The organism is Corynebacterium jeikeium (genome assembly GCF_000738175.1).
GTDB lineage: Bacteria > Actinomycetota > Actinomycetes > Mycobacteriales > Mycobacteriaceae > Corynebacterium > Corynebacterium jeikeium_C.
Window position 1 is genome coordinate 20,075 of record NZ_JFCH01000011.1, and the last position, 26,243, is coordinate 46,317.

Annotated in this window: 28 protein-coding genes; 8 read left to right on the forward strand and 20 right to left on the reverse strand. The window is 64.0% G+C overall.

Translation table 11 applies throughout. The features are described from left to right. Positions 1-22: 22 nt before the first annotated feature. Genes JQ46_RS01080 through JQ46_RS01090 form a run of 3 tightly spaced genes read right to left on the reverse strand, consistent with a single transcriptional unit; the run spans position 23 to position 2,140 of the window. Positions 23-922: a TIGR02569 family protein gene (locus tag JQ46_RS01080; protein WP_051876185.1), complete on the reverse strand. Its 900-nt coding sequence runs from the start codon at positions 920-922 to the stop codon at positions 23-25. Between the two features lie 8 nt (positions 923-930). Beyond that, entirely contained in the window at positions 931-1,875 is a 945-nt protein-coding gene (locus tag JQ46_RS01085; RefSeq protein ID WP_051876186.1) for a DUF3152 domain-containing protein, read from the reverse strand. Positions 1,876-1,894: 19 nt separating this feature from the next. Next, complete coding sequence (locus JQ46_RS01090) at positions 1,895-2,140, reverse strand: DUF3107 domain-containing protein (RefSeq protein WP_034984697.1); 246 nt, start codon at positions 2,138-2,140, stop codon at positions 1,895-1,897. Between the two features lie 98 nt (positions 2,141-2,238). On the opposite strand from JQ46_RS01090, the gene JQ46_RS01095 reads away from it, so the two are divergent. From JQ46_RS01095 to JQ46_RS11610, 4 genes are all read left to right on the forward strand, one after another. Further along, a complete protein-coding gene (locus JQ46_RS01095) occupies positions 2,239-3,588 on the forward strand; it encodes a DEAD/DEAH box helicase (protein WP_034984996.1) in 1,350 nt (449 codons plus the stop codon). Next, positions 3,585-4,883 (forward strand): hypothetical protein, encoded by a 1,299-nt coding sequence (locus JQ46_RS01100; protein WP_034984699.1) that lies wholly within the window; start codon positions 3,585-3,587, stop codon positions 4,881-4,883. The genes JQ46_RS01095 and JQ46_RS01100 overlap by 4 nt, the downstream gene beginning before the upstream one ends. A 365-nt stretch (positions 4,884-5,248) precedes the next feature. Next, on the forward strand, positions 5,249-5,515 hold the full coding sequence (locus JQ46_RS01105) for a WhiB family transcriptional regulator (protein ID WP_005293852.1): 267 nt from the start codon (positions 5,249-5,251) through the stop codon (positions 5,513-5,515). Between the two features lie 95 nt (positions 5,516-5,610). Continuing rightward, entirely contained in the window at positions 5,611-5,685 is a 75-nt protein-coding gene (locus JQ46_RS11610; protein WP_011274008.1) for a 50S ribosomal protein bL37, read from the forward strand. A gap of 84 nt (positions 5,686-5,769) precedes the next feature. Here JQ46_RS11610 and rsrA read toward each other — a convergent pair whose 3' ends face one another. From rsrA to JQ46_RS01120, 3 genes are read right to left on the reverse strand one after another with little or no spacing between them, the layout of a single operon-like run. Continuing rightward, positions 5,770-6,033, reverse strand: a complete 264-nt coding sequence (gene rsrA / locus JQ46_RS01110) for a mycothiol system anti-sigma-R factor (RefSeq protein WP_034984701.1) — start codon at positions 6,031-6,033, stop codon at positions 5,770-5,772. A gap of 6 nt (positions 6,034-6,039) precedes the next feature. Then, complete coding sequence (locus JQ46_RS01115; protein WP_034984704.1) at positions 6,040-6,654, reverse strand: sigma-70 family RNA polymerase sigma factor; 615 nt, start codon at positions 6,652-6,654, stop codon at positions 6,040-6,042. 33 nt (positions 6,655-6,687) lie between these two features. Next, a complete protein-coding gene (locus JQ46_RS01120; RefSeq protein ID WP_034984706.1) occupies positions 6,688-7,320 on the reverse strand; it encodes an SOS response-associated peptidase in 633 nt (210 codons plus the stop codon). 72 nt (positions 7,321-7,392) lie between these two features. Between JQ46_RS01120 and aroA the strand changes: the two genes are divergently transcribed. Both aroA and rsgA read left to right on the forward strand, forming a co-directional pair. Next, complete coding sequence (gene aroA / locus JQ46_RS01125; RefSeq protein ID WP_034984708.1) at positions 7,393-8,682, forward strand: 3-phosphoshikimate 1-carboxyvinyltransferase; 1,290 nt, start codon at positions 7,393-7,395, stop codon at positions 8,680-8,682. Further along, the gene (gene rsgA, locus JQ46_RS01130; protein WP_034984710.1) at positions 8,683-9,690 is read left to right on the forward strand and encodes a ribosome small subunit-dependent GTPase A; all 1,008 of its coding nucleotides are present in this window, start codon (positions 8,683-8,685) and stop codon (positions 9,688-9,690) included. Positions 9,691-9,698: 8 nt separating this feature from the next. Here rsgA and JQ46_RS01135 read toward each other — a convergent pair whose 3' ends face one another. Then, a complete protein-coding gene (locus tag JQ46_RS01135) occupies positions 9,699-10,205 on the reverse strand; it encodes a DUF6912 family protein (protein WP_034984724.1) in 507 nt (168 codons plus the stop codon). Between the two features lie 3 nt (positions 10,206-10,208). Further along, entirely contained in the window at positions 10,209-10,619 is a 411-nt protein-coding gene (locus JQ46_RS01140; RefSeq protein WP_034984727.1) for an HAD family hydrolase, read from the reverse strand. A gap of 136 nt (positions 10,620-10,755) precedes the next feature. On the opposite strand from JQ46_RS01140, the gene JQ46_RS01145 reads away from it, so the two are divergent. After that, positions 10,756-11,256 carry an Rv3235 family protein gene (locus JQ46_RS01145; RefSeq protein ID WP_034984730.1) on the forward strand — a complete coding sequence of 167 codons (501 nt, stop codon included), beginning with the start codon at positions 10,756-10,758 and terminating at the stop codon, positions 11,254-11,256. A 3-nt stretch (positions 11,257-11,259) separates the two neighbouring features. On the opposite strand, the gene secA is transcribed toward JQ46_RS01145, so the two are convergent. The 9 genes from secA to JQ46_RS01190 form a co-directional block, all read right to left on the reverse strand. Continuing rightward, positions 11,260-13,863 (reverse strand): preprotein translocase subunit SecA, encoded by a 2,604-nt coding sequence (secA, locus tag JQ46_RS01150; protein ID WP_034984732.1) that lies wholly within the window; start codon positions 13,861-13,863, stop codon positions 11,260-11,262. Between the two features lie 193 nt (positions 13,864-14,056). Next, positions 14,057-14,761, reverse strand: coding sequence for a ribosome hibernation-promoting factor, HPF/YfiA family (hpf, locus tag JQ46_RS01155; RefSeq protein ID WP_034984735.1), 705 nt, complete (start codon positions 14,759-14,761; stop codon positions 14,057-14,059). A gap of 130 nt (positions 14,762-14,891) precedes the next feature. Further along, positions 14,892-15,575, reverse strand: coding sequence for a ComF family protein (locus tag JQ46_RS01160; RefSeq protein ID WP_051876187.1), 684 nt, complete (start codon positions 15,573-15,575; stop codon positions 14,892-14,894). Between the two features lie 5 nt (positions 15,576-15,580). Then, positions 15,581-17,323 (reverse strand): MtrAB system accessory lipoprotein LpqB, encoded by a 1,743-nt coding sequence (gene lpqB, locus JQ46_RS01165; RefSeq protein WP_034984738.1) that lies wholly within the window; start codon positions 17,321-17,323, stop codon positions 15,581-15,583. Next, the gene (gene mtrB / locus JQ46_RS01170) at positions 17,316-19,073 is read right to left on the reverse strand and encodes an MtrAB system histidine kinase MtrB (RefSeq protein ID WP_034984742.1); all 1,758 of its coding nucleotides are present in this window, start codon (positions 19,071-19,073) and stop codon (positions 17,316-17,318) included. The genes lpqB and mtrB overlap by 8 nt, the downstream gene beginning before the upstream one ends. A 6-nt stretch (positions 19,074-19,079) precedes the next feature. Next, positions 19,080-19,757, reverse strand: coding sequence for an MtrAB system response regulator MtrA (gene mtrA / locus JQ46_RS01175; RefSeq protein ID WP_155271074.1), 678 nt, complete (start codon positions 19,755-19,757; stop codon positions 19,080-19,082). A 5-nt stretch (positions 19,758-19,762) separates the two neighbouring features. After that, the gene (locus tag JQ46_RS01180; RefSeq protein ID WP_034984748.1) at positions 19,763-20,413 is read right to left on the reverse strand and encodes a dTMP kinase; all 651 of its coding nucleotides are present in this window, start codon (positions 20,411-20,413) and stop codon (positions 19,763-19,765) included. Between the two features lie 2 nt (positions 20,414-20,415). Further along, complete coding sequence (gene ahcY, locus JQ46_RS01185) at positions 20,416-21,855, reverse strand: adenosylhomocysteinase (protein WP_034984751.1); 1,440 nt, start codon at positions 21,853-21,855, stop codon at positions 20,416-20,418. 78 nt (positions 21,856-21,933) lie between these two features. Then, positions 21,934-22,314 carry a DUF4259 domain-containing protein gene (locus JQ46_RS01190; protein WP_034984754.1) on the reverse strand — a complete coding sequence of 127 codons (381 nt, stop codon included), beginning with the start codon at positions 22,312-22,314 and terminating at the stop codon, positions 21,934-21,936. Between the two features lie 187 nt (positions 22,315-22,501). On the opposite strand from JQ46_RS01190, the gene JQ46_RS01195 reads away from it, so the two are divergent. After that, positions 22,502-23,299, forward strand: a complete 798-nt coding sequence (locus tag JQ46_RS01195) for a hypothetical protein (RefSeq protein ID WP_034984757.1) — start codon at positions 22,502-22,504, stop codon at positions 23,297-23,299. Here JQ46_RS01195 and manA read toward each other — a convergent pair. Genes manA through JQ46_RS01210 form a run of 3 tightly spaced genes read right to left on the reverse strand, consistent with a single transcriptional unit; the run spans position 23,277 to position 26,174 of the window. Continuing rightward, positions 23,277-24,359, reverse strand: coding sequence for a mannose-6-phosphate isomerase, class I (gene manA / locus JQ46_RS01200; RefSeq protein ID WP_034984760.1), 1,083 nt, complete (start codon positions 24,357-24,359; stop codon positions 23,277-23,279). The genes JQ46_RS01195 and manA overlap by 23 nt on opposite strands. Positions 24,360-24,368: 9 nt before the next feature. Beyond that, complete coding sequence (locus JQ46_RS01205) at positions 24,369-25,745, reverse strand: phosphomannomutase/phosphoglucomutase (RefSeq protein ID WP_034984763.1); 1,377 nt, start codon at positions 25,743-25,745, stop codon at positions 24,369-24,371. A gap of 15 nt (positions 25,746-25,760) precedes the next feature. Further along, complete coding sequence (locus tag JQ46_RS01210; RefSeq protein ID WP_237744662.1) at positions 25,761-26,174, reverse strand: DUF3499 domain-containing protein; 414 nt, start codon at positions 26,172-26,174, stop codon at positions 25,761-25,763. Between the last annotated feature and the right edge of the window lie 69 nt (positions 26,175-26,243).

Here is a 26,243-nt window from a genome sequence, read left to right on the forward strand (position 1 = left end):
CGTGTTCGATTTCGTGCGGCGACTAGCCTTCCCGCTTAGCCCCCCAGGCCGCCACGACGTCGGCCACGCGCGCCAGCCCCTCCCAAGATTCCGGCTGGGAGTTCGGCAGCATGGCGTGCAAGAACAGCCGGTACATCGCCGCCCGCAGCACCAGCTGCGTGAAGTCGGGCAAATGCGCCCAACGATCCAGCAGGGCATCCGGCGCGTTGCCCCAGGCCATCGTGTCCACGATCAGCAGCGCGACGCTCCAGGCCGCCGGGTGCCACGCTGGATAGAGGTCCGTGACAATGGGGTCGGCGGTGCCGTCGAAAATGGTGCATCCGGCGATGTCCCCGTGCACCAGCTGGTCGTCCTCCACGATCGGTTCGCGCAGCTCGGCAAGGCTTGCGGCCTTCACCAGAGCGGCGGCCACATCCTCCCGCGGCACGCTCTCGGGCGCCAGCACTGGGGTGACCCATTCCGCCGGGTCCTCGGCGAATGCGGCCTGGTCCGCCGCGGCGAAGAGGTCGTGTTCGTTCCACTTTTCCCCTGCTACAGGCGGCGCCAGGAACGTCGGCTTCTTTTCGCCGCGCAGGGCCTCATTCAGGCGCAAGGCGGCCGCCACCATCTCGTCGAAGCGTGGCGACTGGTGGCCGGACATGAAAGTCCGCGCCCGCCAACCGGACACGCTAAAGCGCCCGTCGGAAGAGAAGATGGGCCGCGACATGGACACTCCCGCCGGGCGCACCTTCGACATGATCTTAGCGATCCACGCCGCCCGCGCCGGCTCGTCCGTCCGGGAGATCACCGCCCGGTCGCAGCGCCACCCCTGGCTCCATTCCTGTTCCAACAGCACCGGGTGCGCCGAGGGCACCTGGAAGCTAGCCAGGATGTGTGCCGGTGGCGGGGAGTTGAAGTCGCTGTGAGAATCGTCGTTGATCATGTGCTCGCTTATTTACTGTTCTTGTACCCAAACGGGAACACCCACGGGTTTGCCTTGCAGGTGTTCGAATTGCCCTTGAATGCCTTGTCTGGGTTGATTTTATAGATCTCGGCGTTGTTCAGGCTGATGGTTTGTTGCATCATAATCGGCGCCAGCGCGCCATCCTTGGAACACGGCACGTGTGCTTTGTGCCCGATGCCGTGACCGACCTCATGATTAATCATGTACTGCCGATACGCGCCCAGATCCCCCTCGAACGTTATGGCTCCGCGCACCCAGCGCGCCTCGTTGAGCACCACGCGTCCCTCGCCCGGGAAGTTGCAGCTGGTCTCAATGCCATAGCTATCACCACAGGTCGCGGCGGTGGTCTCCGGCGAGGTCAACTGAATCCGCATATCCGGCTTCTTCCCCTTCGGCAGCTTCTTCTCGTCCACGTGCTGGAAGGAATACTGCGGATCGCCCACCCACGACTTCGGGTTGGCCAGAGTGGCGTCCACCATCGCGGCAAAAGCATCGTCACCGCCGTAAGCGGAGGACTTCAGCGTCGTCTCAACCTCCACCACGTAGGTGAATTTCTTCTTCCCCTTGCCGAAGGTTTTGCCGGGCTCGCCGGCGGTGCGGAATTTGCCGCTGCCCTTCTTCGTGTACTTGCCGCCCGGGGGCAGGGAACCGAACTTCAGCCCCTCGTAATCGCCGTGTTCGGCGCCGGCCGTGCCGCCGTCGTCGCTGGTCGTAACCGCGACCTCACCGGTGGCCTGTGTGTCTTCTTCGTCGCCCAAGCCATGCAAGATGCTGTACATAACCAGGAGGGTAACCAGCACAAACGCGACAGTAATTAGTATTACGCTGCGGAAGCTAAACCGCCCATTCTGGGACTGCGCGCCCGGTTCTTCCGGTGCAGACTTCCGCGCCGGCGGGATGGGGTGGCGCTCCACGTTACTGCCGCTACTCATACAGCTAGTCGCAGCCTCCCTAGCTTACGAAGCCGACGGAGTTCTTGGACTCTGCCCCGACCTCTACGTAAGCGATCTGTCCGCGCACCAGCACGTAGCGTGCTCCCTTGGCGCCTTCAATGGTCAGCGTCTCATTCTCGCCAGAACGCAGGAAGTTCTCGATCTCTGCCACGTACTCGTCCTGGGACTTGGCCTGCTCACTCTTGGTGTCGATGGTGATAGCCAGCTCGCGGGCGTTGTGTACGAATCCGACCTTGATCTGCATGGGAAACCCTTCCTTCATGTTCGTTCTATACTCACGTGCAGTATTGTGACCATCATAGCTATCGGGTCGAGCAAGGAAGGCAGGTGCTGCAGGTGCCGATGTCCTCTGGGGCTTCTAAGAGCTCTGCCTCCCGCCCGTCGTTCAACTCGCTCGGCGTGGCCGTGGAAATCACGGACGCCCTAGCCACCGCCAACATTACGCACGCCTTCGCCATCCAGGAATACACTCTGCCCATCGCACTGAAGGGCTCCGACGTTATCGGCCAGGCGCGCACGGGTATGGGCAAGACTTTGGGTTTCGGCATTCCTGTTCTCGATCGGGTTTTTGATGACGCCACCGTCACCGCCCCCGACGGCACTCCGCGCGCCTTGATCGTGGTGCCTACCCGAGAGTTGTGCCTGCAGGTCACCGACGACCTGACCTTGGCCGCCCGCAACTTGCGTGTGCCGGTGGGGACCGAGGGGGCGTCCCAAAGAAAGAAGAGCAAGACCCGTGCCCTGCAGGTACAGGCGGTGTACGGCGGCGTGGGGTTCGACGCGCAGAAGACGGCACTGGCGCGCGGCGTGGACGTGGTCGTCGGTACTCCGGGACGGCTACTGGACCTAGCGCAGCAGGGGTATTTGCAGCTGCGGACGGTCGAGATCGTCGTGCTGGACGAGGCGGACGAGATGCTGGATCAGGGGTTCCTGGACGATGTGCGCGACATCATCACGCAGACCAGCCCACAGCGGCAGACGATGCTGTTCTCCGCCACCATGCCAGGCCCGATTGCAGCGCTGACTAGGACATTCATGCGGCACCCGGTGCTGATCCAGGCCGACAGTGCGGCGACTGAGGCAACCCACGAATCGACGAAGCAGGTGGCGTTCCAGTCCCACAAGCTCGATAGGCTCTCTACACTCGCCCGAATTCTGCAATCCCCCGGGAGGGGCCGCAGCATCGTTTTCGCCCGCACGAAGCGGCAGGCGGCGGGCGTGGCAGAGGAGCTAGCCAAGCTGGGCTTCCGCGTGGGCGCAGTGCATGGGGACATGCGACAAAAAGACCGCGAAGAATCCCTCGACGAGTTCCGCCGCAACAAGGTGGACGTGATGGTAGCTACCGACGTGGCGGCGCGCGGCATCGACATCGAAGACGTCACGCACGTGATCAACTACCAGGTGCCGGACGACGAGCGCACCTATGTTCACCGCATCGGTCGCACGGGGCGCGCGGGCAACACGGGCACGGCAGTGAGCCTCATCGGCTGGGACGAAGTCGCGCGGTGGAACGCCATCAGCGAGGCCCTGGGGCTGGACATGCAGGACCCACCGCAGTGGTTCTCCTCCAGCGCAGAGTTCCTGGCGGAGTTCGACCTTCCCGAGAATGTTGACGACCGAGTGGGGGCGCCGCGCGGCGTGAAAGGCGCAGCACTGAAGGTGAAGAAGTCCCGCAGGGGGCCGCGCCCATGAGCCGTCGCATCCCGTCCCCCGAGCGCGCCCGCCGCAGCGACCACATCGTCGCCGCCGCGTTGGCCTGCGGGCTGCTTGCCCTCGGCGGGATCACGTGGCTGGGTTCCGATGCTCACGAGGTAGACCACCGGGTCGCCGATCACCCGATCGAGGCCGAGGACAAAACCCTCGACTCTTCCGACTCCGCCAAGGGCGACCGGCAGATTCCAGAGCATCTGCGCGAGCTGTGGGATGCGAGGACAGACTCCGCCGACCTGGTGGTGGATCAAGGCGGAGTGGTTTTGACCTCCGGCAACAAGGCCACCATGGTGCGAGGCGACGACGGTACGGAGGTCTGGCACTACAAGGCGCCGCACGACCTGTGCGCAGTGGCGACGAACTGGGGGAAAACGAACCTCTTCCTGCAGGGTCCCAAGGGGTGCGGGCAAGTAGTGGCACTGGATAGCGGCACCGGCGAATATCGCCACACACGCGACATGCTGGCCGCCGACCACGTGGAGTTGTTCCAGAGCCGGGACAACATCGGGATGCTTTCCCCCACTCGCACGGAGCTGCTGCGCTCGGACGCTGTGCGGCGAGTGGAGGTTGGCGACAAGCTGACGGCAGTCAAGCCGAACAAGCAGCCCTATACCGAGTGCACCTTTACCTCCGCCCTGACGCGCAGGGATCTGCTAGTTACGGCGCAGACGTGCCCCAATAGCGAAAAGAAGCTGATCCGGCTGCTCAAGACGAACCCGGAGGACTCGGATGCCCCGGAGAAGTACCACGAGTACGAGGTCCCTGCGGACAGCGAGCTGGTGGGCGTGGGGCTAGACCGGGCGGTGATCTACGCCCCCGGCAACGGCACCCGCGCGAAGGACGAGAACGATAACGAAGGTTCGCGCTTCCAGGTGCTGGATAAGGAAGGCGACTTTCAGCAGTTCCCCGCCGACCCCGCCCCGCTACTGGATCCACAGCAGCGGAATGGCCCGCTGTTCCGCGCCCAGACGGCGGACTCGGCGCACCTGATGAGCTGGTTTGATGGCTCCCGGGTGGTGACCTTCATCCCATCGACCATGGAGCCTGCGTTCCAAGTTAATGGCGCAATCGGGCCTGCAACTCCAATGGGTGGGCGGCTGCTAGTTCCCACTGCTAAGGGGATCGCAGTAGTGGACTGGGATAACGGCAAAGTTCTGCGCACCATCCCGGTGGACCGCAACGGCTACACCGGACAGGTGACGCTCAAGCTGGCGGGTGAGGTGCTGGTGGAAAAGCGCGGCGAGTCCGTCGTAGCGCTGGGAAATGCTATCCCATAACCGCTTTCCCCTGGCATACCAAATTAAAATCTTGTGACGTTCATCACATTTTAAGAAAAACCTCTAGCCAAAGCGCGAATAACGTGCAACAATCTTCCAAGTAACCGATAAGAGACCAAAAGGTTAACAACAAACCAACAAGGTCTTAATCGCAAGGCGAGAAGCCGCCGCGACCCCCTCTACACACAGGTCTGCACGCCACTTCGCCACCACCACTTTTGCCTGAATTTACCTAGAGATTCTCTAGGTCAATTCGTCGAGCCCAACTTCGATCACCGGCCAAAGTGCCCACACCGACTGCAAAGAACCAAAACGACGCACCTTCGGACATCCTTTGTCCGAAAAAATAGAAGGGAAATACAATAATGGATTGGCGCCACAAAGCCGTTTGCCGTGAAGAAGACCCCGAGCTGTTCTTCCCCGTAGGAAACTCCGGCCCTGCCCTGGCTCAGATCGCCAAGGCCAAGCTGGTCTGCAACCGCTGCCCCGTCGCTTCCCAGTGCCTGAACTGGGCTATCGAGTCCGGCCAGGATGCCGGCGTGTGGGGCGGCATGGCCGAGGACGAGCGCCGCGCACTGAAGCGCCGCACCAACCGCGGTCGCACCCGCACCCGCAAGCGCATCACTGTTTAAACCCCAACCTTTTGTTCAGCTATTTTGTCCAGCTTCGCACCCCCGCTAAGCTGAACAGGTTGAAACTGTCCCCTTAAACACCAAGGAGCTGCACAATGAGCAAGCGTGGCCGCAAGCGCAAGGATCGTCGCAAGAAGAAGGCTAACCACGGCAAGCGTCCAAACTCTTAAGCCGTAACTCAAAAAAGGCCGACAGGCGCACCGCGTACAACGGTGCCCGCCGGCCTTTTGCTTTGCTCGCTACTCCCCTGCGAGCTACTCCTCCACCCGGTAGCTAATCACCCGCAACTGCGTGCAGATCCGCGCCCGCAGCTCCACAGGAGCGGGCTGGCTGCAGCAGCTCCGCAGGAGGTCCCGCACCTGCTGCTCGAGCCCCAACTGCTGCAGGCACTCCGGGCAAGCGTCGGCGTGGGCTTGCAAACGGTCGCGGCTCTCCCAGTCGGCGTCACCATCAGCAACCTCGTACAGGGCATCCAGCAGGTCGTCACAGTCCGTCTTTCGCGAATTGTCTTTGCACATGTGCTCTTATCCCTTCGCTTCCGTCAGCTTGTTATGCGCCGTCTCCGTCACGATCCCGTGCTCCGCGGCTACGTCCTTCAGCTTGCTGCGCAGCTGCTTGCGCCCGCGGTGCAACCGCGACATCACGGTCCCGATGGGAGTGTCCATGATTTCGGCGATCTCCTTGTAGGCCAGCCCTTCCACGTCCGCGTAGTACACGACCATGCGGTAGTCCTCGCCCAGGCTCATTAGGGCATCCTGGATGCGCTTATCCGGGATGTTCCTCAGCGCCTCCACCTCGGCAGATTGCAGCCCCACGGAGTCGTGCTTCGCCGTCTCGGCCAGCTGCCAATCGGTCATCTCGTCAGCGCTGGACTCCATCGGGCGGCGCTGCGCCTTGCGGTAGCTGTTGATGTACGTGTTCGTCAGGATTCGGTACATCCACGCCTTCAGGTTTGTTCCTTCCTTGAAGGAACCAAACGCCTGGTAGGCCTTCATGTACGCATCCTGCACCAGATCCTGCGCGTCGGCCGGGTTGCGCGTCATCCGCAACGCCGCACCGTAGAGCTGATCCAGCAGGGGCAGCGCGTCTGCTTCGAATCTTTGCAGCAGCTCGTCTGCAGTGTCATCGCTGCGTTTCATTCGCTCACCTCTCACCTTTCTTCCAACGCAATTCTATCGCCGGTTCATTCCCACCAGTTCCGGGAAATTGTTCGCCACGGAGCCGACCTTCCTGTCCGCCTTCCTGCTGTGTACTTCTGTTGCCTTGTTTGGTGACGCCACCATCTCCGCCCCTGCACCCTTCAACCAAGCATCTAGCTCGTCGCCCACCAAGATCCTGGGCATGCGGCTGTGCAGCCACTCGAGGCCGGGCAGGGCTGCGACGGTAATGATGGTGCCGTATAGCTTGCCTTCCACGGCCTTGCATAGCCCGGCGGCGTACAGGGGATGGCCGTCGGTGGCGGTGGTGAACCAAGGCTGTTTCTTGCCGTCCTCCCCAACGGTCCACTCGTACCAGCCGTCCATCGGGAACGCGCATGGCAGAGAGCCGGCAAACAGGGGTTTGGAGAATGCGGTCTCTCCCCGCGCGTTAAAAACCGTCTTCGGCGGATAGCCCCAGCGTGCGGGGCCGATCGCGGCCTCGTTTCTAAACTCCCGCACGATGGGCACCTCGGTGGTGGGCGCCACGTTGTAGTTGGCGGGCCACTCCCCGGCCCCGGCGCGGGGTATGCGCGAGGCTCCCAGCCGTCGTTGCAGGTCGCCCGAAAGCTCTTCTAAGGAGCTGAACAAAACGTATCGGCCACACATACTCGCCCATTATGCCCACCCCACACTTCTTTTCCAGCGAAAAAGTGAGACAATGTGGGTATGTCTGCAGGTATGTCTGAACAACTCTGGCCGGCTCCGGTCGCCACCGAGCCCGTACAGGCCACCGTGGCTATCCCCGGCTCGAAATCCATCACAAACCGTGCGCTGATCCTCGCCGCACTGGCGGATGCGCCTTCCACCATCACCGGCGGTCTGGTCAGTCGCGATACGGAGCTGATGATGTCGGCTCTGCGTTCCATGGGAACTCAGATCCTGTTGAAGAACGACCAAATGTACGTCACCCCGGCGGAGAAGCTGCACGGCGGTCAGGTGGATTGTGGCCTGGCTGGCACCGTGATGCGCTTCGTCCCGCCAATCGCGGCCTTGGCCACTGGCACGGTTGCTTTCGACGGTGATGTGGAGGCCCGCCGCCGTCCGATGTCCACCACCCTGAACTCCCTGCGTGCCCTCGGCGCCACCGTGAACACCAGCACCGAGTGCAACCCGGAGGGGCTGCCCTTCTTCGTGGAGGGTTCCGGGGAGATCCAGGGCGGGGAGATCACCATCGATGCCTCCCAGTCGTCCCAGTTCGTCAGCGGCCTGCTGCTGGCCGGAGCGCGCTTTACCGAGGGCGTCACCGTTATCCACGAGGGCAACTCCCTGCCCAGCCAGCCCCACGTCGAGATGACAGTGCAGATGCTGCGCGAGGCCGGGGTGAAGGTGGAGACCTCCTTCAACCGATGGACCGTCCACCCCGGCCCTATCAGGGGCCGCCAGTGGCACGTGGAACCGGACCTGTCGAATGCCACGCCGTTCATGGCCGCGGGCGTGCTTACCGGCGGTACCGTGCGCATCCAGAACTGGCCCGCCACCACCAACCAGCCGGGCGACCAGTTCCGCCAGATCCTGCTGGACATGGGCGCGGAGGCGGAGCTAGACGTCCACTACGGCGACCTTGTTGTCTCCGGCACCGGCCGTGTCAACGGGATCACCTGGGACATGCACGATATTGGGGAGCTCACCCCCACCGTCGCCGCCCTGGCGGCCCTGGCCGACAGCCCCAGCCACCTCTACGGAATCGCGCACCTGCGCGGGCACGAGACCGACCGCCTGCAAGCACTGGCGGATAACATCAACGCCCTCGGCGGCAACGTCGAGCAGACCGCCGACGGACTGATCATCCACCCGGCTGCCCTGGAGGGCGGTCGCTGGGAGTCCTACGCCGATCACCGCATGGCCACCGCCGGAGCAATCCTGGGCCTCCGCGTCGAGGGCATCGAGGTCTCGGACGTGGACACCACCACCAAGACCCTCCCCGGCTTCCGCCGCCGCTGGGCACAGCTGCTGGGCCAGGAACGCTAGATGGGGCGAAGGCACAGCAACGCCCACCACTGGGACGAATCCGACGTTCGCGTCCGCCCCGGCAAGGGCTCCCGCCCACGGACCAAGGATCGGCCGAGCCATAAAAACGCCAAGCGGGGCATGGTCATCTCCAAGGACCGCGGCCGCTGGGGCGTGGTGCTAGACGAAGACGGCACCCTCGTCACCTGCATGCGCGCCCGCGAGATGGGACGCACCAACGTGGTCGTCGGAGACCACGTCGGTGTGGTCGGCGATACCTCCGGCAAGAAGGACACCCTGGCGCGCATCGTGCGGCTCGAAGACCGCACCTCCATTCTGCGCCGCACTGCGGACGACACGGACTCTTTCGAGCGGATCGTCGTGGCCAATGCGGACTACCTGCTGATCGTCAGCGCCGTGGCCGATCCGCCGCCGCGCACCGGCTTCGTGGAACGCGCCCTCATCGCCGCCTTCGTCGGCGGCCTCACCCCGCTGGTCTGCCTCACCAAATCCGACCTCGCCGACCCCAGCGCCTTCGCCGCCGAGTTCCGCGATCTCGACGTAGAGGTCCTCACCACCGGCGTCAGCGACTCCCTGGACGAACTCACCGAGCACATCACGGGCAAGGTCAGCGCCCTCGTCGGCCACTCCGGGGTGGGCAAATCCACCCTGTTTAACCGCCTCATCCCCGACGCGGAACGCGCCACCGGGAAAGTCAGCGGGGTGGGCAAAGGCCGGCACACCTCCACCCAGTCCGTAGCGCTCCAGTTGCCCGCGGGCGGCTGGATTATCGACACTCCGGGCATCCGCAGCCTGGGGCTGGCACACGTCGACCCGGACACCGTAGTGGACGTCTTCGAAGACCTCCGCGAGGTCACCGGAGATTGCCCCCGCGGCTGCACGCACATGGGGCCGCCCGCCGACCCGGAGTGCGCCCTAGATACCCTCACCGGTGCCTCCGCCCGGCGCGTCACCGCGATCCGCCACCTGCTGGAGGCCCTGCGCAGCAACAACGAGTGGGAAATGTAGCTAACCTGCTACATCAGATCCACCAGGAACGGCAGCTCCTTCGCGTCGTACCAGCTCATCAGGTTGTCCTCGCAGTCCCCCAGCGCGAACTCCGCGTCCTCATCCCCCAGGTCAGCTGCGTCGATGCACTCGATCGCTTTCGCCGTGGCGGCCTCCGCGTCGGCGTCATCGACATGGATCGCCAACAACTGCTGCACCTTCACAACCGCCGGGTCCAGCCGCACCACGGACTCGCCGTCGGCCGGCGCCAAAGTAACCGCCGAGTCGTCGATCTCCGCGCTGATCACCACGCGCCGGTGCGGAAAGCGCTCCTCCCCGCCCGCGCTCAGCAGGCGCAGCGAGGCCCGCGCGGCATCCAGGAAAGCTGTGTACGCCAGCTCCTCCTCGTCGCCGCCGGTGTAGAACTCCCGCACCGCCGGGGTCAGGGCAAAGCCAACCGCAGACCGCACCGGGTGCTCTCCCTGCTCCGCAAGGGTGCCCAGCATGTCAAAGGTCGCGGGAATGTACACCAACATGGTTTAGAACTCTCCCTCCAGCTCGAACACGCCGGTGATCTCCACCACCGCGCGGTCGAACTGCTGGTAGTAAATGCCAATCAGGCCGGCATCCACGGCGCCGCGAATGTTCAGGATGTTGTCGTCCACCAGCACCAGATCCTGCTGCGGCAGGTCCAGGCGGTCGGCGGTGATACGGAAGATCTCCTCCGAGGGCTTCTCCGCCCCAACCTCGCCGGAAAGCACCACGGCATCCACGTAGCCGCCCTCCAGCCACGTGCGGATGGGGGCAGCTCCCGCCCCGCCCGGATCGTTGGAAAGAATCGCCGTGGCAATGCCCTCCGCTCGCGCTGCTGCCAGCAGCTTACGCCACCGCCTGCGGTCTTCCTCGGCACCGTCCAACACTCCGCAATAATCAACTACTAGTCCACGCATGCCCTATATTCTGCCATCTTTTCGCCCTCCGGCGCCCCGCGGGGCGTGCACTTCGCTATAGTTATGCCCGTATGGCGCCTTCGGGGGAACGCACCGTACAGCTTCACTGGCATGAACAACAGGGGGATTTTCTTTCGTGACCACTTCAACTACCACGCGCCCACTTCCGGACTTCGTGTTCCTGCGCCCACCCACCCCGGCCGTCGCTGTGCAGGCCGCCGAGGAGGAGGTCACTGATTCTTTTCGGGACGTCAACACCCCACCGCCCCAGCGCATCGCGCAGATCGTAAAAATGTGGCTGGAGGCTTTGGAAGGCCGCCGTCCGATCGACCATTTGCGCCGCGCGCCCTTCGGCGAGCGCGTGCTAGAGCAACTGCGCGTCCGCCGGCACGTGCGGCCAGAACCGACGAGTGGGCGGGTGGAAAAGGGGGCGTCAATAATAAGCCTGCACATCCAGCCCAGCGCGGGCGATTGCGTCCGCTTTTGTGCATCGGTGCAGATGGGCGACAGGGTGCGGGCCATTGCGGGCAGCATGTCGCAGCACACGCAAAAGCGCCGCGCGGAGCTGCATCAACTGCACAGCTCCGCGCGGCGCGGGGTCAAGGTCTGGGCGATCGATAGCCTCAGCTTGATCTAGCTCTTAGCCACCCATGGTGGTCTGCGTGGCGCGGTCCACGGCCACGCCCTCGTTACCCGCCGCCGGGTCATCAACGTGCACCTGACCGGCCTGCTTCAACTGGTTGCGCACCAGGAACAGCTGGCGGACGGTCTCTTCCTTGATGCCATCCTTCATGCGGTTAAACATGTCGCCACCCTCGCGCTGGTACTCCACCAGAGGATCGCGCTGCGCCATTGCACGCAGGCCGATTCCCTCCTTCAGGTAGTCCATCTCGTAGAGGTGCTCGCGCCACTTCTGGTCCACGACGTTCAGCAGAGCTGCGCGCTCCATGCCGCGCATCTGCTCCTCGCCGGCGATCTCCGTGACCTTTTCCTCCAGCTCGTCGTACTCGCGGTTGGCATCATCGAGCAGCGCCTCCAGCAGCTGCGAAGAACTCAGCTCGCCCGGGCGGCCGTAATCGTCGCCTTCCACCAGTTCCTCGTGGGTAAAGGTCGGGCCGTAGAGGGAATCCAGGGCGTTCCACAGGGTATCCAGGTCCCAGTCCTCGACATAGCCCTCGGCGGTCGCGCCGTCGACGTATGCCTCGATGGTGTCCTTCAGCATGTTGCGGATCTGCTTCTCCACATCCTCACCCTCGAGGATCTGGCGGCGCTCGCCGTAGATCACCTTGCGCTGCTCGTTCATGACTTCGTCGTACTTGAGCACGTTCTTGCGCATCTCGAAGTTGGCGGACTCCACCTGCGACTGTGCGCCCTTAATGGCGTTGGTGACCATCTTCGAGTCAATGGCCTCGTCATCCGGGATGTTCAGGCGAGTCATCATCGCCTCCATCGTCTGGCCGACGAAGCGCACCATCAGGTCGTCGCGCATGGACAGGTAGAAGCGGGTCTCGCCCGGGTCGCCCTGACGCGCGGAACGGCCACGCAGCTGGTTATCGATGCGGCGGGATTCGTGACGCTCCGTGCCCAGCACGTACAGGCCACCGACCTCGCGGACCTTCTCCGCCTCTTCCTTGGACTCCTCGCGGACCTTTTCGATCTCGTCGTCCCAGGCCGCTTCGTATTCTTCCGGGGTCTCCACCGGATCCAAGCCGCGCTCACGCAAGTTGATGTCGGCGATGATGTCTGGGTTACCGCCCAGCACGATATCCGTACCTCGGCCGGCCATGTTGGTAGCTACGGTGACGGCTCCCAGTCGGCCTGCCTGGGCGACGATCTCCGCTTCCTTCTCGTGGTACTTCGCATTCAGCACGTTGTGCTTGATGCCGCGGCGTTGCAGCAGCTTGGACAGGTACTCGGAGCGCTCCACGGAGGTAGTACCCACCAGCACCGGCTGGCCGGTCTCCACGCGCTCGGCGATGTCCTCGGCCACGGCCTCGAACTTCGCCTCCTGCGTCTTGTAGATCAGGTCGACGTGATCCTTACGCTGGTTTTCCTTGTTCGTCGGGATCGCGGCGACATCCAGCTTGTAAGTGGACTTCAGCTCGGCGGCCTCAGTCTCCGCCGTACCGGTCATACCGGCCAGCTTGTCGTACAGGCGGAAGTAGTTCTGCAGGGTGACGGTGGCCAGGGTCTGGTTCTCGTTCTTGATCTCGACGTGTTCCTTCGCCTCGATCGCCTGGTGGATGCCCTCGTTGTATCGACGGCCGTCCAGGATGCGGCCGGTGAACTCATCGACGATGACGACCTCACCGTTGCGGACGATGTAGTCCTTGTCGCGGGTGAACAGCTCCTTGGCCTTGATGGAGTTGTTCAGGTAGCTCACCAGCTGCGAGTGTTCCGGGGCGTACAGGTTCTCGATGCCCAGCTGGTCCTCGACGAACTCCACGCCCTCTTCCTTGACGCCCACGGTCTTCTTCCGCTCGTCCACTTCGTAGTGGATGTCACGGGTCAGCTTCGGGGCGATTGCCGCGAAGGCGGTGAACCACTTGCTGGAGCCCTCGACCGGACCAGAGATGATCAGCGGGGTACGGGCCTCGTCGATGAGGATCGAGTCGACCTCATCCACGATGGCGTAGTTGTGGCCGCGCTGCACCAGGTCGTTCAGGGAGTGCGCCATGTTATCGCGCAGGTAGTCGAAGCCGAACTCGTTGTTCGTACCGTAGGTGATGTCGGCGTTGTAGGCCTCACGGCGCTCGGCGGGGTTTTTGCCGCTCAGGATCACGTCGGTGCTGAGCCCCAGGAAGCGGTGCACGCGGCCCATCCACTCGGCGTCACGCTTAGCCAGGTAGTCGTTCACGGTAACGACGTGCACGCCCTTGCCGGACAGCGCGTTAAGGTATGCGGGCAGCACACAGGTCAGGGTCTTACCCTCACCGGTCTTCATCTCGGAGACGTAGCCGAAGTGAAGGCCAGCGCCACCCATGATCTGCACCTTGTAGTGCTTCTGGCCGAGCACGCGCCAGGAGGCCTCACGCGCGGTGGCGAAAGCCTCGAGCAGGATGTCGTCCAGGCTCTCGCCGTCTTCCTGAACTCGCTTCTTCAGCTCGTCGGTCTTGGCCTGCAGCTCCTCGTCGGTGAGTTTGGTGTATTCCTCATCGAGGTCCATCACCTGGTCGGCGATTTTCGCGAGACGCTTGACCGCACGGCCTTCGCCCATACGGAGGATTTTCGAAAGTCCTAGCACGCTGATGCTGTCCTTTGCTCGATTTCTAAAACTGGTTAGCTAACTTGTCGGCTTCGGATAATCCTACCCCCACCCCCAAGGCCGGGGGCAACTACACCCGGCAAGTCCGGGCATAATCCAGACATAAATAGCCGGCCCCCACGGGTTAGTCGTGGGGCCGGCTGATGGGTTGAAGACGGATTAGAGAAAGGGGTTACTTCTCTGCGTCCTTTTCCGCTGCCTTCTCCTCCAGGGTGATCAGGCCGTAGTCGAAAGCGTGGCGACGGTACACCACGGACGGCTGGCCGGTCTCCTCGTTGATGAACAGGAAGAAGTCGTGACCCACGAGCTCCATCTCGCTCAGCGCCTGGTCAACGCTGATCGGAGCGGCCTTGTGCACCTTCTTGCGCACGATCTGGCCGGGCTTGAACTGATCCTCGTAGGGATCAACGTCGTACGGGCCGACCTCCTCCGGCTTGGTCTCCGCCTTCGGCTGTGCCTCTTCCACCAGGCTGGCAGCTGCCTCGCCCATGGACATCGGAGCGCGGTGGCCGGAACGGGCGATCTTGCGACGCGCCTTCACCTTGCGCAGGGAGCGCTCCATGCGGCCAACGGCGACCTCGAGGGCAGCGTAGAAGGAATCTTCCTTAGCTTCTGCGCGAGCGATGTGGCCCTTGCCGGTTGCGGTGATCTGAAGGCGATCCTGCTGGTCACCACGGCGCGGGTTGGGCTCGTGCTGCAGCTCCACGTGGAAGAACGTGAGGGTCGGGTCCAGGCGCTCGATCTTCGCGAGCTTGCCCTTGACGCGGTCTGCGAAGTGCTCCGGCACCTCAACGTTGCGCCCAGTGATCTCTACGCCTGCCTCGGGTGCAGCAAGTTCCTCGTTGCCAAAGTCGGACGAGTTTTTGCCGGTCGACATTGCTCAACCTCCAAAGTCATTCACCGCCAGAATCGGGCCGGATTACCCACCTTCCAACGGCGATCGTTCCAATTCCTAGTCTACCTATCGCCGTTGCTGCACTTGTGCATATACCCCTTATTTATGTGAACTACGCGCCAGCCAATACCAGCGCCAATCGCGGCCGCACTCCCCGCGCCGACAGAGCCAGCGCAAACTGCGCTGTTGTGGCGCCCGTAGTGCACACGTCATCGACAATCACAACCTCCCCCACCCCGCGCAATCGCCCGACCGCCGCCGAGTCAAACAGGATACTGCTGGCCACGTTCTCGCGACGCTGGTGACGGTCCAGCCCCACCGAATCCACACTCGCCTCGCTCAGCCACGCCACCGGGTGGACCTCCACTCCGGGATACATCGCTGCGGCGGCGTGGCAGAAGCGGGTAACGATGTCCCCACCGCGCTTCCGCGCCGCCGATTTCCGGGTGGGGGCGGGCACCAGAACCACCCTCCCCAAACGCGGATCCGGCACCAATCCTAAGCCGCTGACGTGCAGAATCCCGGCGGCCAGCACCCTGCCGGCGACGTCTATGGCCGCCGGCCGCAGTCGCTCCTTGGCGCTGAGAATAAGCATCCGCCGCGCGCCGCCGTACACCCCGGCGGCGAAAACCGGCACTGCCGCCACCCGCGGCTGCCAGCGCTGCCAGCGCTCCATCAACTGCAGTCCGCAGGCCTCGCACAGTTGTCCACCGGTCACCGCCCCACAACACACGCAGTCCGCCCGCCACACCAGCCCGGCGAGCGCACCGAAGTCCCCCTTAATCCCCACGGTCACTCAGCTTAGTCGGCCAGTACCGGGGTTGCCCGCTTTCCTTGCATGGTCGGCACTTCGCGCCAGAAGCGCGACTCCTCAGACGTGATGTCGAACTGCATCAACGCATTCACGTCCGTGACGTAGATCTTGCTGCCGTCCGTGGCCACCGAGACCACCGGGGCGGATAGGTTGCGGCCCGTGATCTGCTGCGAATAGGATCCGTCGACCTCGATGTCCCACACCGGGGCGTCGTTGGCGCGCGTGCCCACCAGCACTGATCCGTCATCAGACCAGTCGGCGCTGACCGCAGTGTCCCCCACTGCGTGGCCGATCTCCACCGGCGCGCCCAGCCGCTTCGTGCCATCGTCGGTCGTCTCCAGCGTCACCACGTAAACCCGTCCATTCACGATCATCACGGCACGGGCACCATCGTGCGACACTCGGAATACGCTTATGCGCTTCTCGTCCCCGTCGATCATTTTCATCGTGGAGCTATCCACCTTCCGCTCCCCCACAGAGCCGGTCTCCGGGTTGCGAGTGATCTCTGTGATCCGCTCGCCATCGGCCACCACGTAGGCCGATGTGGCATCCAGGCCCCAGGTCGGGCGAGTCAGCGAATCCGCCTGCACGGAGCTCACCGGCTGGTCCTCCTTCGCCCCGATCATCAGCTGGCGTGGTTCATCGCCACGTCCGGTCACGGCTGCGAAGACCTCGTCCCGCGGGCTGAGGGCCACGGACTCGACATACTGCTGTGTAAGCCATCCCTCCAGCTTCTTCGTCCGCGTTCCATCCTGCTGGTAGATGTCGCCCCCGGACACGGCGCGCAGCGGCGCCTGAACCTGCACATTCGGGTCGTATTGTGAGAGATCCTGCACCAGCCACTTGCCGTGCGAGTCATCGCTCATGGGCGTGCCGTCCGCCGTGAGCTCATAGGGTCCACGGACCTCGGATCCCGCCAGCGTCCACACCACTTGTGCCGCCAGCAGCCGACGCGCATCAGCGGACAGTTCCTGCAGGCCGGTGAAGTGTACGGCGGGGTCTCCTTCGTCGTCCTTGGAGACTTGGGCGGTGGCGTCCTTAGGAATAAGGTTTCGCACCGCCTTCTTTAAACGATCCTGCGGGCCCGCAACCAACAACGAGACCAGAGAGGCGGCAGTGGACTGCTGTCCGGTGTAGATCCACCGGCGGTCCGGCACCAGCGCCCGGCCGTTGAAGTCCGGGAAGTAGATGTTGCGCGCGCGATAGGTGCCCACGAAGTCCTGCCGATCCAGCACCACGACGTTCGGCAGGTTGCTGATGCGCCACTGGCCGTCGACGTTTTGCATCTCGTAGCTGGTCTCGAACGCGCTGTACTGCGGGTCGAACACTCCACCCACGCCCAGCGTGCCAACGATGTTGCCGCGCACGCGGTAGGTGATCTTTGAATCATTGCCCGGGCCGTCGGAGGCAATGTCGATCCGGTCCAGCACCATCGTCGGCGCATCGGACTGCCACCGCCCCTGCATGCCGCCGGTGAGGAACCTCTTCGCCGCCTGGTGGTTGCGCAGCGGGTGGGCGCTGGCGGTGAAGAAATCGCGCAGCAGCAGGTCGGAGGGCTGCCCATCGGTCGGGGTCGGTGCCTCTTGCCCGCTGGGCGCCGGAGCGTAACTGGAGATCGCCTCGGGGTTGGTATCGTCCGGCAGGGTCGAGCACGACGCCAGAAGTCCCAGCCCGGTCATCGCGGACAGTACCTTTTTGACCTTTGTGACCTTTGTGGTCTTGTTACTCATCATCGCCCCCTTCTTGTTCTTGGGTAGTGACGCCCTCAGCTCCCACCGCCAAAGGCAGCGGCGAGGTCTTTACGGTGCGCCCCTGTTCCAGTGGGAGGGTCAGCCGGAAACAGGCGCCCACGCCGGGCTCGCCGATGGCTTCGAGGCGCCCGCCGTGGAGGTTGGCATCCTCCTTGGCGATGGCCAGACCCAAGCCGGTGCCGCCCGTGCGACGCTCGCGTGAGGGGTCGGAGCGCCAAAAGCGGTTGAAGACCATCTCCTCCTCGCCCGGCTTCAGTCCCACTCCGTGGTCGGTGACAGCGATTGCCAGTTCGTGCTCCCCGACGGCCATCTTCACCTCGATCGGATTGCCTTCCGAGTGGTCGACGGCGTTGGCCAAGAGGTTACGCAGAATGCGTTCCACGCGGCGCGAGTCCACGGCGACGACCACGGGGTCTTCCGGCAGGTCCACATTGAACTCGGTGCCAACCTCCTCGGCGATGGTGCGCACCTGTTGCAGGGCGGAGCGCACCACGCCGCGCACGTCGACCTTCTCTGCGGATAGGTTCGCCACGCCCGCGTCGTGCCGGGAGATCTCCAGCAAGTCGCCCAGGAGGGTCTCGAAGCGGTCGAGCTCCTTCGTCATCAGGTGAGACGCACGGGCGGTCAGAGGGTCGAGCTCGTCGGCGTTGTCCTCGATCATGTCCGCCGCCATGCGCACCGTCGTCAGCGGGGTACGTAGCTCGTGGGAAACGTCGGACGTGAACTGGCGTTGCAGCGAGCCGAACTCCTCCAGGTTGCGAATCTGGGTGGAGAGCTTCTCCGCCATGTCGTTGAAGCTGTAGGCGAGCCTGGCGACTTCGTCTTGGCCGTCCACGACCATGCGCTCGTGCAGGTGGCCCGCCGCCAGCTTCTCTGCGATCTTCGAGGCCGCACGAACCGGGCCGATAATCTGCTGGGAGAACACCCAACCGATCACCAACAGCAGAATGATGAGGACGATCCCGCCGGCCATCAGCAGGCCGCGCATGAGGTTAAGAGTGGCCTCTTCAGAGGTCAGCGGCACCAGCAGGTATAGCTCGAGACCAGGGATGTCGGAATAGACGGGACTGCCGATGATGAGCGCCTTGTAGCTGCCGTTTTCCCCGTCTACGCGGGCGTACTGGTAGGCCACCTGCCCCTGGTGTACAAACTCGCGCAGGTTTTCGGGGATCTGGATGTTGTCCGGGATCCGCGTTTCCGCATCGCTCGCGTCGGAGGCGATGAGCACCGAGTCATACACCGGGACACTGGTCTCCTCCACCCCTGGCGAACGGTTCGTCAGCACCGCCCTGGCGGAGGTCAAGCGCACGGACACCGGGTTGGAGGAGTCGGTGGCGCTGATCTGCTCTTCCACCGCCGTGCGTGCCCTGTCCATGCTGTCCACAGCTTCGGAGAACTTGGTGGCCAGCAGCTGCTGGCTCAGGAAGCCGACCAGCAGGAAACCAATGAGCAGGAATGCGAAAGTACTGGAGGCCACCACGCTGCCGATCACTCGCAGCTGGATTGACTGGTGCCAGCGCAGCCTTATCGAGTTGATAAGCCGCCGCCAGGTATCCCGCGGCCGGCGGAAGAAGTCGCGCAGCACGGACCAGAACGTCGCACCCGCGGCCAGCGTCTTCCCCTGAACTTTCTGCGGGAAACCCGGAGCCTTCAGTTGCGCTTGGCGGGCCGGTCTGCGCTTCTTGAGCCGTGCCTTCCGAGCTTGTTCCTTCGCTTGTTCCTGCTCCACGAGAACCTATTCGCCGGTCTTGTAGCCGATCCCGCGGACGGTCTGGATGATCTTCGGATCATCCGGGTCCTTCTCCACCTTGGAGCGCAGGCGCTGAATGTGGACGTTCACCAGGCGGGTATCGCTGGACTTGCGGTAGCCCCACACTTGCTCCAGCAACTCCTCGCGGGAGAACACCTGGCGCGGGCGGGAGGCCAGCGTGACCAGCAGGTCAAACTCGATCGGGGTCAGCGCGATCTCCTGGCCATCGCGGATCACTTGGTGGCCGGGCACGTCGATCTTCAGGTCTGCCACCTCGATCGTTTCCGCAGGAGCCTCCTCGGGGGTGCGGCGCAGGCGAGCCCGCACGCGCGCCACCAGCTCCTTCGGCTTAAACGGCTTGTGCACGTAGTCGTCGGCGCCGGATTCCAGACCCAGCACCACGTCCACGGTGTCGGTGCGCGCCGTCAGCATGACGATCGGCACCGTGGAGGTTTCGCGGATCGCCTTGCACACGTCAATGCCGTTCATGCCGGGCAGCATGACGTCCAGCAGGATGAGATCCGGGTTGTGTTCCTCCGCGGCCTTCACGGCTTCTACGCCATCGCCCACTACTACGGTGCGAAAGCCCTCGCCCTGCAGAACGATGGTGAGCATTTCCGCGATAGCCGGGTCGTCATCGACCACCAGAATCTTCGTTTCCACGGTTGTCATCCTCTCATTTCTTCCAGCAGGTCCGCGACCTTTGCCGCGCGGGCCTCATAGTCATCTCCAGTGCTGTCGACCGTCACCCATGGGCTCAGCCACTGCTGCTCCGCCAGCGCCCGGTAGGCACGGACGGTGCGTTCCTGCAGGCTGCTGTCCCGTTCGTAAGCATCCCGTGCCCGCGACTGATCCTGGGCTTCCCGGGACTCGGCGCGCTGCCCGGCCACCTTCGCCTCGACGTCCACCAAGATCTGTAGGTCGGGCGCCGGGATTCCCAGCTTCTCCTGCTCCAGTTGGGTAACCCACTGGCCGACCTCGGCCACGTCGCCGTCGACTCGCGCGGCGGAATAGGCCACGTTGGAGGCGGTGTAGCGGTCGATCAGGATCACGTAACCATCTGCGTCGAAGTCCGCCAGTTCCGCCCCAATCTCGGCGCGATCGAGGGCGAACAGGGTGGCCATGCCGTGCACGGAATCGATCAGATCCCCCAGGTTCTCGTGCAGCGCCTCTCGCGCCAACATCGCCGGGTGGGATTCCTCGTAACGCGGGAACGCGACGCGCGCCACCGGCACCTCGCGTTCCACCAACTCCTTTTCTACTGCCGTGACCAGCGTATTCTTCCCTGCGCCATCGACCCCTTCAAAGCTAACGATCATATTTAGTAGCGGTAGTGCTCCGGCTTGAACGGGCCGGCAACATCCACGCCGATGTACTCCGCCTGTTCCTTGGTTAGCGTCGTCAGCTTGCCGCCGAGCGCCTCAACGTGGATGCGCGCAACCATTTCGTCCAGGATCTTCGGCAGGCGGTAGACGTCGTTGCCGTACTGGTCGGACTTCGTGTACAGCTCGATCTGCGCGATCGTCTGGTCAGCGAAGGAGTTGGACATCACGAACGACGGGTGGCCGGTGGCGTTGCCGAGGTTCAGCAGGCGCCCCTCGCTCAGCACCACGATGGAGACCGGGTCGCCGTTGGCACCTGGGAAGGTGAACTCGTCCACCTGTGGCTTGATGGTCACGCGGCTGACGTCCTCGCGGTGCAGCAGGCTGGCCATGTCGATCTCGTTGTCGAAGTGGCCGATGTTGCCGAGCACTGCGTGGTTCTTCATCATCTGCATGTGCTCAAACGTGATGATTCCGAGGTTGCCCGTTGCGGTGATGACGATGTCGGCGTCACCAATAAAGTCCTCTACCTGCACGACCTCGAAGCCGTCCATGAGGGCCTGCAGAGCGTTAATCGGGTCGACCTCGGTGACCTTTACGATCGCGCCCTGGCCCGCCAGCGCCTCGGCGCAGCCCTTGCCCACGTCACCGTAGCCGCACAGCAGCACCGACTTACCGCCGATCAGCATGTCGGTGGCGCGGTTGATGCCGTCGATCAGGGAGTGGCGGGTGCCGTAGCGGTTGTCGAACTTGGACTTCGTCACCGCATCGTTGACGTTCATCGCCGGGAAGGGCAGCAGCCCCTGTTCCGCGAAGTGGTACAGGCGGTGCACGCCCGTCGTCGTTTCTTCGGTTACGCCCTTGATGTTTTCTGACGCCCGGCTCCAGAACTTACCGTCCTCCGCCAAGGTCTCACGCAGCATTCCGAGGAAGGCCTTGTACTCGTCTGCGTCCTGCTCCTCCGCGTCGGGGACCAGGCCGGCATTTTCGAATTCCATGCCCTTGATGACGGCCATGGTCGCGTCACCACCGTCGTCGAGGATCATGTTGGCCTCCACGCCTTCGCCCCAGGTGAAGATCTGCTTCAGGCACCACCAGTACTCGTCCAGGGTCTCGCCCTTCCAAGCGAAGACCGGCACGCCGGCCGGAGTTTCCGGGGTGCCGTCACCGACGACGATGGCCGCGGCGGCCTCGTCTTGGGTGGAGAAGATGTTGCAGGATGCCCAGCGCACCTCTGCACCAAGGGCCACCAGAGTTTCGATGAGCACGGCGGTCTGCACGGTCATGTGGATGGAGCCGACGATGCGGGCGCCCTTCAGGGGCTGATCTTCCGCGTATTCGCTACGCAGCTGCATCAGCCCGGGCATCTCGTATTCCGCCAGGCGGATCTGGTGGCGGCCGGCCTCTGCCAGCGAGAGATCCTTGACTTTAAACTCCATGGGTGGGGTGACTCCTCGGTAAATTCTCACGGTATAGCTTTCAGACAGTCTACTATCTCGCGTTCTGGTGCTTGCGTACTAGCTCAAGGCCTCGACAAAGGTTTCCAGCCCCTCGGCTTCCAGGTCTTCCTCGCCCTCGCGCCGTTCCATTTCCCCGTCCAGCAGCTGCAGCGAAACTTCCTGCAGGTTGGTCGGGCATTCGCCAATGTGGGCGCGGATAAAGGGGTGTTCGTCAGCCACAGTCGCCGTGCTGAAGGGCGCACCACCCCAGATGGCTGTGACCGTGGCAGCGCACAGGCCGATGGAGTAGTCCACCGAACCGGATTGTTCCTCACGCAAAGCCAGGTTCACGGCGTCCACGAGAGCCCCAGCCAACTCGGGGCCGTCCAGGTCGGCCAGTTCGTCCAGGAAGTCCACGTTGTCTTCCTGCGAGAAGATGAATTCGTCCCAGTTACTCATGGTGCTGCCCTTTCTGTCGCTCAATTACCGACTGTAGCGCGTTTACACGCCCAATAACTCTGGTCAAAGCCGTGTATCCCTGCTAGGCTCTGTGATGCCTTAACCAAATTGTGATCTTTACCGAACAAACACCGAACAAACACCGAAAAGACACCGAAAAGACTCTGCCGACAAGGAGGTGAGCCAGATGGCCACAGAAGACAATGGCACCAAGGAAGCCGAAGAGAAGGGCACCGCCGTCATCTACGAAACCGGTGAGCAGCACTCCCCGGTTCCCCGCGCCATCAGTGGCATCGCCATCGTCGGCTTAGTCCTGGCCGGCATCATCGGCGTCTGGACCTGGCAGTCGGGTTCGGAGGCCACCTCCCCGAACCGCAATACGGCAGAGGAGTCGACCGTCGCCATCAGCACGGGAGCGGCCTCCCAGGATCACGATGTGGTCTCCGATGAGCCGGCCTCGCCGCCGAATCCTCCCGCCTACTCCACTCGCGCCCCGCAGTCCGGGAACGGGTCGAGCTTCAGCAACGTCGCTCCGCTGGGTCAGGATCCCTACCTGCCACCCAACGCCTGGAACGGCCAGCAGAATAACGGCTTACAGCCGTCCGAGACCATCGTCGCGGAAGGCCTGGAGTCCCCCGGGCAGGCACAGCAGCCACAGCAGCCACAGGTTCCGCCCCAGTCCCCGTCGACCCAGCAGGCTCCACAGGTCTCGTCGGCTCTGCCGGGCGCGTCGCAGGCGGAACAGCCCGGCACAACTAAGCCCGGCCCCGTCACCGAGACCGGCAAGGCCACGGACGGCAGCGCCGAGATCCCATTCCCGACGGATGGCTTCCCTCTGGAGCCTTCCGACTCGACTAAGACCGCCGAGCCGCAGCGCGGGACTGACGAGGCCGAGGATCCAAAGAAACCTAACAGCGGCGAGGCCTCAGACGGCCCCACCGACACCACGGCCGGACCGAAGCCTAAGCCCCGGGACGAGCGATAAAGGCCTTCCCGCTCACACGCGCTTCCTCGCCTGCGGGCACCCACGCGGCGGAGCCGCTGTCCAGGTGCAGCTCCCCGCACTCCACGGTTCCCCCGACAGCCAGAACGATCGCCGGTCCGGCGGCCTCGGCCTCTCCGTCTACTCTGCACAGGCTGAACTCCTCCGCCGGAGTGTGGTACACCCCTTCCGCATCGGCCTGCAGCCGCGGATCCGCGAGTTCCTCCCAACGCACCACGCTCAGTAGTTCTTCGACGTCGATGTGCTTCGGAGTCAAGCCACAGCGCAGCACGTTGTCCGAGTTCGCCATGATCTCCACTCCGGTGCCGCGCACGTAGGCGTGCAGCTGTCCCGCATCCAGGTATAGCGCTTCGCCTTCCTGCAGCACCACGCGGTTCAGTAGCAGCGCGAACAGCACGCCTCGGTCGTTCGGGTACTGCTGCTCCAGGCGCACCACCAGGTCCGCCACCTCGCCCATCCAATCGTCCGCGTGGGCCACAAGCTCCCGGCAGCGCCGCGTGAGGGCGTCAATAATCTCCGGAAGATCCCCCTCCGGCATGTGCAGCGCGCGCTCGACCGCACCGCGCAGATCGCCGCGCAGGAAATCCAGCTCGGGGAGGGCCAGCCTATCCAGCAGCTCGGCGGTGCGGGTAACCGGTCGGAAGCCCGCCATCGCCTCGAACTCGCCCAGAGCCACCAGCAGCTCGGGCTTGTGGTTGTCGTCCTTGTAGTTGCGCTCGAAGGCGTCACGGGCGATCCCCGCGGCCTCATCGGCGGCGAATCCCGCCTCGGCCTGCGCCTTCGTCGGATGCACCTGGATGCTCAGCGCGCGTTCGGCGGCCAGCAGCTTCAGCAGAAACGGCAGGCTCTTGCGTCCCTGCCCCAGCTGCCCTTCGGGGTCGGCGGTAATTAGGTCCAGCAGCTCCCCGGGAGCGCCCGGGTGCGCGCCGAACCACAGCTCGGCCTCCGGCTTTTCGCTGGGTGTGGGCCGCCCCTGCAGCTTCGCCAGCGCTTCGTGCGAGCCCCAGGCGTAGTTCTGGACAACACCTTCGATGCGGCGCATATGTGCCTCCTAAGCCCGGATCACGGCGAGAGCTTCGTCGACGATGGCCTGCACTCCTTCGTCGTCGCGCGCCTCGACGTTGAGGCGCAGCAGCGGTTCGGTGTTTGACGCCCTCACGTTCAACCACGAGCCGTCCTGCAGCTCGATGGTCACGCCGTCCAGCCGGTCGACGGATGCGGTGCGGTCGGCGAAGGCCTCCACCACGGCCTCGGTGCGCCCCACCTGGTCGGCTACCTCGGAGTTGATTTCCCCGGAGGCACGGTAGGTCTCGTAGGCGCGCTTCAGTTCGGAGAGCGGCTTATCCTGCCCGCCAAGGGTAGCCAGCACGTGCAAGGCGGCCAGCATGCCGGAGTCCGCGTTGAAAAAGTCGCTGAAGTAGTAGTGGGCGGAGTGCTCGCCGCCGAAGACGGCGCCCTCCTTGGCCATCTGGGCCTTGATGAAGGAGTGGCCCACGCGGGTGCGCACCGGCTTGCCACCCTTGGCCTCCACCAGTTCACGTACGGACTTGGAGGTGATCAGGTTGTGGATGATCGTCGCGCCCGGCTGCTCGTCCAGGTAGCGCTCGGCGATCATGGCGCAGATGGTGGAGGGGGAAACGGCCTCGCCCAGCTCGTCCACGATGAAGCAGCGGTCCGCGTCGCCGTCGAAGGCGATGCCGAGGTCCGCACCCTTGTCCACGGTGAACTTCTGCAGATCCACCAGGTTCTTCGGATCCAGCGGGTTGGCCTCGTGGTTCGGGAAGTTGCCGTCGAGCTCGAAGTAGAGGTCGAAGATCTCCAGCGAGTCCTGCTTCAGTACGGCGGGAACGGTCAGCCCGCCCATGCCGTTGCCCGCGTCCACCGCGACCTTCAGGGGGTGGATGTTCAGCGGCACCAGGTTGTTCAGGTATTCGGCGTAGCCTTCCAGCACGTCCTCGGTGGTGTTGGTGCCGGGCTCGCCGTCGTAGGTGGGGATGCCCTCGACCAGTTCGTTCGAGATGCGATCCAGGCCGGAATCCTGCCCCACCGGGCGGGCGCCGGCGCGGCAGAGCTTGATGCCGTTGTACTTCGCCGGGTTGTGGGACGCGGTGAACATGGCACCCGGGCATTCCTTCACGCCGCTGGCGTAGTACAGCTCGTCAGTGCTGGTGAGGCCCAGGGTGATGGTATCCAGCCCCTGCGCGTTCACACCTTCGGCGAAGGCGGCGGCCAGACTCGGGGAGCTATCGCGCATGTCGTGGCCGACGACGATCGTCTCCGCACCCTCCTCACGCATCAGGCAGGCGAAGGAAGCCGCCACGTCGCGCACGAACTCCTTGTTGAGGAATCCGGCGCCCTCGCCGACAACTCCACGGACGTCATAGGCCTTGATGGCCGCTGCTACGTCTTTGGGGGAATGGGTAGCCATGGGGGTTTCCTTTCGCTAGTGCTGGTCGCGGACCGCGCGCAGGTGGCGGCGCGGCGTGGACCGGGGCAGGTTCTTCATGGAGGGATGGTGCGGCGTGGCTTCGGGGATCTCCGAGCGGCGGTAGAGCCGAGGGGCCGGTTGCGCCTCCGTCTGCTTCTCGTGCTCTGCGGCCTGCTGCACAGCCTCGGCCAGCGCCATCAGGTCTTCTTCGTCAGCTTCGGCCGCCGCAGGCTCGTCGGCGAATTCCAGCCTCCAGCCCTGCGGGACGGTGGTGCGGCGGGCGTGGTTTTCGCACAGGTCCCACCGGTGAGGGTTTCCGCTAACGCTCAGCGGCCCCACGATGGCCAGCTGCTCTGCATAGTTGAACTCCAGCGTGGCAACGGCGGGTTTGCCGCAGCCGGGGCGAGAGCATTGTCGGATAAAAGTCACGCGCATTAGTGTAGCCCTTTTCCCCTGGCTTTCGAGCGTGCCCTCGTGGCATGTCGCCGCGACACGGTT

Coding starts and splice junctions, on each gene's coding strand:
- JQ46_RS01080 (WP_051876185.1), bottom strand. CDS start 922: ATGATCAACGACGATTCTCACAGCGACTTCAACTCCCCGCCACCGGCA.
- JQ46_RS01085 (WP_051876186.1), bottom strand. CDS start 1,875: ATGAGTAGCGGCAGTAACGTGGAGCGCCACCCCATCCCGCCGGCGCGG.
- JQ46_RS01090 (WP_034984697.1), bottom strand. CDS start 2,140: ATGCAGATCAAGGTCGGATTCGTACACAACGCCCGCGAGCTGGCTATC.
- JQ46_RS01095 (WP_034984996.1), top strand. CDS start 2,239: ATGTCCTCTGGGGCTTCTAAGAGCTCTGCCTCCCGCCCGTCGTTCAAC.
- JQ46_RS01100 (WP_034984699.1), top strand. CDS start 3,585: ATGAGCCGTCGCATCCCGTCCCCCGAGCGCGCCCGCCGCAGCGACCAC.
- JQ46_RS01105 (WP_005293852.1), top strand. CDS start 5,249: ATGGATTGGCGCCACAAAGCCGTTTGCCGTGAAGAAGACCCCGAGCTG.
- rsrA (WP_034984701.1), bottom strand. CDS start 6,033: ATGTGCAAAGACAATTCGCGAAAGACGGACTGTGACGACCTGCTGGAT.
- JQ46_RS01115 (WP_034984704.1), bottom strand. CDS start 6,654: ATGAAACGCAGCGATGACACTGCAGACGAGCTGCTGCAAAGATTCGAA.
- JQ46_RS01120 (WP_034984706.1), bottom strand. CDS start 7,320: ATGTGTGGCCGATACGTTTTGTTCAGCTCCTTAGAAGAGCTTTCGGGC.
- aroA (WP_034984708.1), top strand. CDS start 7,393: ATGTCTGAACAACTCTGGCCGGCTCCGGTCGCCACCGAGCCCGTACAG.
- rsgA (WP_034984710.1), top strand. CDS start 8,683: ATGGGGCGAAGGCACAGCAACGCCCACCACTGGGACGAATCCGACGTT.
- JQ46_RS01135 (WP_034984724.1), bottom strand. CDS start 10,205: ATGTTGGTGTACATTCCCGCGACCTTTGACATGCTGGGCACCCTTGCG.
- JQ46_RS01140 (WP_034984727.1), bottom strand. CDS start 10,619: ATGCGTGGACTAGTAGTTGATTATTGCGGAGTGTTGGACGGTGCCGAG.
- hpf (WP_034984735.1), bottom strand. CDS start 14,761: ATGTCGACCGGCAAAAACTCGTCCGACTTTGGCAACGAGGAACTTGCT.
- lpqB (WP_034984738.1), bottom strand. CDS start 17,323: ATGAGTAACAAGACCACAAAGGTCACAAAGGTCAAAAAGGTACTGTCC.
- JQ46_RS01180 (WP_034984748.1), bottom strand. CDS start 20,413: ATGATCGTTAGCTTTGAAGGGGTCGATGGCGCAGGGAAGAATACGCTG.
- ahcY (WP_034984751.1), bottom strand. CDS start 21,855: ATGGAGTTTAAAGTCAAGGATCTCTCGCTGGCAGAGGCCGGCCGCCAC.
- JQ46_RS01190 (WP_034984754.1), bottom strand. CDS start 22,314: ATGAGTAACTGGGACGAATTCATCTTCTCGCAGGAAGACAACGTGGAC.
- JQ46_RS01195 (WP_034984757.1), top strand. CDS start 22,502: ATGGCCACAGAAGACAATGGCACCAAGGAAGCCGAAGAGAAGGGCACC.
- manA (WP_034984760.1), bottom strand. CDS start 24,359: ATGCGCCGCATCGAAGGTGTTGTCCAGAACTACGCCTGGGGCTCGCAC.
- JQ46_RS01205 (WP_034984763.1), bottom strand. CDS start 25,745: ATGGCTACCCATTCCCCCAAAGACGTAGCAGCGGCCATCAAGGCCTAT.